Here is a 4,019-nt window from a genome sequence, read left to right on the forward strand (position 1 = left end):
ATCAATCGGTATCTTTGGTGCCCGTCATTCGCAAAAAGCGGTCGCCAGGGTCATCAATCGGTGACTTTGATGCTCGTTATGCACAAAAAGTGGCCGACACGGTCATCAATCGATGTCTTTGGGGTTACGAATGTAGTTTCCCTTTTACATTGCCTTTAAAAATAAAGAGAATCCTTCCTATGGCAAAAGGCTTGGAACACGGCGTAATTGTTGATATAATAACATATTGAACCACTGCATTTTTGCAGAAAGGATAGTTGATATGTTGCAATGGTATGTTATGTCCTTGTTTCTATACTTCCCTCAAGATAAATCAGAATATTTTCCTGCTGCCATCAGTTTTACGATTTTCTTTATCTTATGCGTTTTAACCTTCCGATTCATTTTACGGATTTCAAAACGTGAAGCAATCAAGGCAAAGGAACTTGAGGATCGAATTATGAATAACTTGAATAGCACTGAAGAGAAAAATTAGCAGAAGCAGGAAATAACCAAATCTATTTTGATTTGGTTATTTTTTTTTGCTAATTGAATTAAAGATTTGGGTTTAACCTGCCAAATAATTGATTATGAAAAGGGAGATAGGGTGATACTAATGGAAGAATTTGTTTGATAGGAGTTTTTTTAACATGAAAAAGGCTTGGTTATTACTCCCTTTTTTTATTTTAACAGGGTGTGGGGAAGAGACGATCAGAAATCTGGATGTTGAAATGTATAATGCCGTGGGGGACTCCTTAGGAACGATCAAGTTAGAGGAACAGGCAAAAGGGGTCAAACTATCTTTAGATTTAGAGGGTTTGCCTCCAGGTGAGCATGCCATGCATATTCATGTTATTGGAAAATGTGAACCCCCAGATTTCAAGTCAGCGGGAAATCATTTTAATCCAGAAGATAAGGAGCACGGTCTGCTTCATCCTAAAGGATCCCACGCTGGTGACCTTCCTAACCTCATTGTAGGGGAGGATGGAAAGGCCAAGGATGAAATTATGGCCCCGCAGGTCTCACTCAAGGAAGGCAAACAATCATTATTAACGAAAGACGGAACCTCTATTGTGATTCATGATGGCAAGGATGATGGCATGACACAGCCAGCTGGTGATTCAGGTGATCGGATTGCATGTGGGCCTATTTCAAAGGATAAGAAGAAGAAATAGAATAAATAAGACCTTTCCGGGTGATGGGAAAGGTCTTTCGTTTTGTTGCTTGTATTTCATCTCTTCTATTTTATCAAGGCTGTTTTCTAAAAGATTGTTGTTTTTTATATAATATAGGGTGCTTGAATTTTCCGATAAAGTATTTGATATAATTAAATGGTAATCTCCACCAATACTTCACTATTACAATGTAACTATTTGTAAATTTAGTTAATCTAAAAGGTAATGAATAAATTTTGGGAGGTGAATAAATGAAAAATTTATTGTTACTAATTTTGTTAGTAAGTCTGTTTTTTGTCTCCGCTTGCACAAATGAAAAAACACAATCATTAGAAGAATTTTATAAGGATGCTAAAATTGAAAATGTTGATAAAGTAATCATTCAAGATGGTTCAACTGGTGCTTCAAAAACGATAACTGTACAAGAACAAATTGATGAATTTCTATCTCTGATTAAAGATATAGAGTTTACTCCTCAAAAAAATCAAGAAAAACGTGATGGGTGGCGGTATGGTATTGCCCTTTTTGATGGTAAAAAGGATTTTAAATTCACTCTAAATGAAATTGGTAATACCTATTATGATTCAAACCCAGACATTCATCCGATTGTAGAGAATTACTACAAAAAATTAGAGATTGCAGAGGAATAATGACCTCTTATTTGAGGTCTTTTCTTATGCACTTCTCAACATTTCAACCGTAGTATTATTCGATTTTTGACACGCTGAAATAAGCATTTGCTCCACTCGTTTTTCAAATGCCAAGTTTTTCCCTATATCGAGCCAACGGAACCAGTAGAGGTAATTATCCAAGTATTTTGTTGCGACTCCTTTAAAACGCTCCATCCAACCTTTCAAGCGATTATGAAAGTTATTAACGTGTTGAATGTGATAGATTCCTTTTTTAACACGCTGTTTTTGACGTTCATTGACTGTTTCGTGTTGCAACCCCTTCATCTTGGCAAACTTTCTATAATTCGTTGCAGTATCAGTGCATAGCAAAGCAGACGGCTGAATATACTCACCTATCACAGTGTCGATTTCTTCGGCTCTAACACGACCTTTTCCTGCTTTTAAAGCAATCACACTACCGTTACGGTCTTGTGCCACTACAACGGCAATTTTAAGGTTAGAAATCCCTCTTTTTTCGTCTTTTTCTCCACGCTTCTTGGCTTTCCTATGAGTGATTTCTCTACCTTTCATAGACTCACGAAAGAAGGTTTTGTCACTCTCAACGATACCTTGTAGTTGATTAAAACCAAGACTTCCTAATGAGTTCAAAATTTTATGCCTCCAATAAAAGGAAGTAGAAATGTGTATTTGAAGTTTTTCAGCGATTTTTGGTAGGGTGTATCCTTCCACCATTAGTTCAATGTAATTCACCCATTTTTCGGGGTAGCGAGAGCCTGAAAATGGCGTATTTGTCAGATCGTTGAAAGATTTTCCGCAATCATTACATAAATAGCGTTGTCTTGAACGATATTTACCGTTTCGTTTAACCGAAGTGCTACCACAATGAACACAGCCCAAACCAGAAGCAAATCGGGCTTCACGAATACTTTTGAGTAGTTTAGTAATTTTATCTGGTTCATCTGGAAACAAGTCCTGTTTCATTGCATTAAATAACGCCATTTGTTCTGATTTAGTTAATTCGCTGAAATCTTCATATATGTCTTCCCACATACTCGAACGCCTCCTGAATGCCCATTATATCAGCCTTTTAAAAGTATGGTCAAGAAAGCCACAATCTATACGAAAACAGCCTTTATCAAAGATGCTTCATAAACTTCCTTTTTCTATTCACTTATCCCTCTTGTTACAAACTAAGTAATAAAAAAAATATAACATAGCCTTTTAACAGCTTGATATAAACCATAATGTAAAGAAGTTCCCTTTGCCGTTTTAGATTATGTTATATTTTCTGTATAGAGCATGATAAGCCTTTTTCTAGGAGGGTAAAATATGTCTTATTCGCTAAAGGTTCAAGATTTAATTGATAGAAACCATTTTCAAAAGGCCAAAGTGATCGCTGGTCATGGCGGACTATTGAATACTATTAAGTGGGTTCATATACTGGAATCGAAAGAGATAGGTACCTTCATTAAGGGAAAAGAATTAATATTAACAACGGGAATTCAACTAATATCCGAAGAGACTCTATTTAAATTTTTAGAACAACTGATCACAAAAGAAGCAGCCGCTTTATGTATTGAATTTGGTGAACATATTCAATCTGTTCCAAATAGTGTGATTGAGTTGGCTAATCGGCATAATTTACCGATTATTGTGTTTAATGAAATAGTTCCATTTATTGAAATAACACAGGAAATACATAGTATGTTAATTAATCAACAGTATGAAATGATCAAACGGCTTGAAAATTATTCACAAGAAATAAATAAATTAACATTAAAAATAACCCATTATGAACATATCCTCATGAAGCTTTACAAATATTTAAACATGAACGTTGCATTTATCATTAATGGGCAGCAGCCATTATTTATTCCAAATGAAAAACATCACATATATGAGAACTTAAGGGACCAATACGAACAAAAAGGGGAAGGAAGTCATTTTGCCAAATGTGAAGTAAATATATTGGAGGAAAGTTATGGAGAAGTATGTATTTTCACGAAGAATCGAACAATAAATGAGTTTGAATTATTAATTCTGGATAGAACTGTTACGGCGTTATCGCAATATTTGCTGCGCAGTCTATACATAGAAGAAAAACAAAACATTCACTCCCGGCTATTACTGGAGTCTTGGTTAGATGGAACAGTTGAAGATTCTGTGATTACTAATTTCTTACAGGAACAGGGTTTTCATAATTTATTAAATTGCTCATATTTTGTATTAATCG

6 protein-coding genes are annotated in these 4,019 nt (G+C 35.2%); 5 read left to right on the forward strand and 1 reads right to left on the reverse strand.

The features are described 5' to 3' along the window. From V7164_RS21665 to V7164_RS21680, 4 genes are all read left to right on the forward strand, one after another. A partial coding sequence (locus V7164_RS21665; RefSeq protein ID WP_335355212.1) for a hypothetical protein occupies positions 1-230 on the forward strand: 230 nt, incomplete at its 5' end. A gap of 32 nt (positions 231-262) precedes the next feature. Then, a complete protein-coding gene (locus V7164_RS21670) occupies positions 263-475 on the forward strand; it encodes a hypothetical protein (RefSeq protein ID WP_335348153.1) in 213 nt (70 codons plus the stop codon). A gap of 154 nt (positions 476-629) precedes the next feature. Then, complete coding sequence (locus V7164_RS21675; protein WP_335355213.1) at positions 630-1,154, forward strand: superoxide dismutase family protein; 525 nt, start codon at positions 630-632, stop codon at positions 1,152-1,154. 251 nt (positions 1,155-1,405) lie between these two features. Then, positions 1,406-1,804, forward strand: coding sequence for a hypothetical protein (locus V7164_RS21680; protein ID WP_335355214.1), 399 nt, complete (start codon positions 1,406-1,408; stop codon positions 1,802-1,804). A gap of 24 nt (positions 1,805-1,828) precedes the next feature. Here the strand turns inward: V7164_RS21680 and V7164_RS21685 are convergent, their stop codons facing one another. Then, positions 1,829-2,836, reverse strand: a complete 1,008-nt coding sequence (locus V7164_RS21685; RefSeq protein ID WP_335355215.1) for an IS1595 family transposase — start codon at positions 2,834-2,836, stop codon at positions 1,829-1,831. A gap of 279 nt (positions 2,837-3,115) precedes the next feature. Between V7164_RS21685 and V7164_RS21690 the strand changes: the two genes are divergently transcribed. Then, positions 3,116-4,019 (forward strand): PucR family transcriptional regulator ligand-binding domain-containing protein (locus V7164_RS21690; RefSeq protein ID WP_335355216.1); only part of this gene is annotated, 904 nt, incomplete at its 3' end.

The sequence above is a fragment of the Bacillus sp. JJ1474 genome, assembly GCF_036965225.1.
Taxonomy (GTDB): domain Bacteria; phylum Bacillota; class Bacilli; order Bacillales; family Cytobacillaceae; genus Cytobacillus.

Bases quoted from the DNA above. Each gene is read 5' to 3' on its own strand.
- V7164_RS21675 (WP_335355213.1), top strand. From the start codon at position 630: ATGAAAAAGGCTTGGTTATTACTCCCTTTTTTTATTTTAACAGGGTGT.
- V7164_RS21670 (WP_335348153.1), top strand. From the start codon at position 263: ATGTTGCAATGGTATGTTATGTCCTTGTTTCTATACTTCCCTCAAGAT.
- V7164_RS21685 (WP_335355215.1), bottom strand. From the start codon at position 2,836: ATGTGGGAAGACATATATGAAGATTTCAGCGAATTAACTAAATCAGAA.
- V7164_RS21680 (WP_335355214.1), top strand. From the start codon at position 1,406: ATGAAAAATTTATTGTTACTAATTTTGTTAGTAAGTCTGTTTTTTGTC.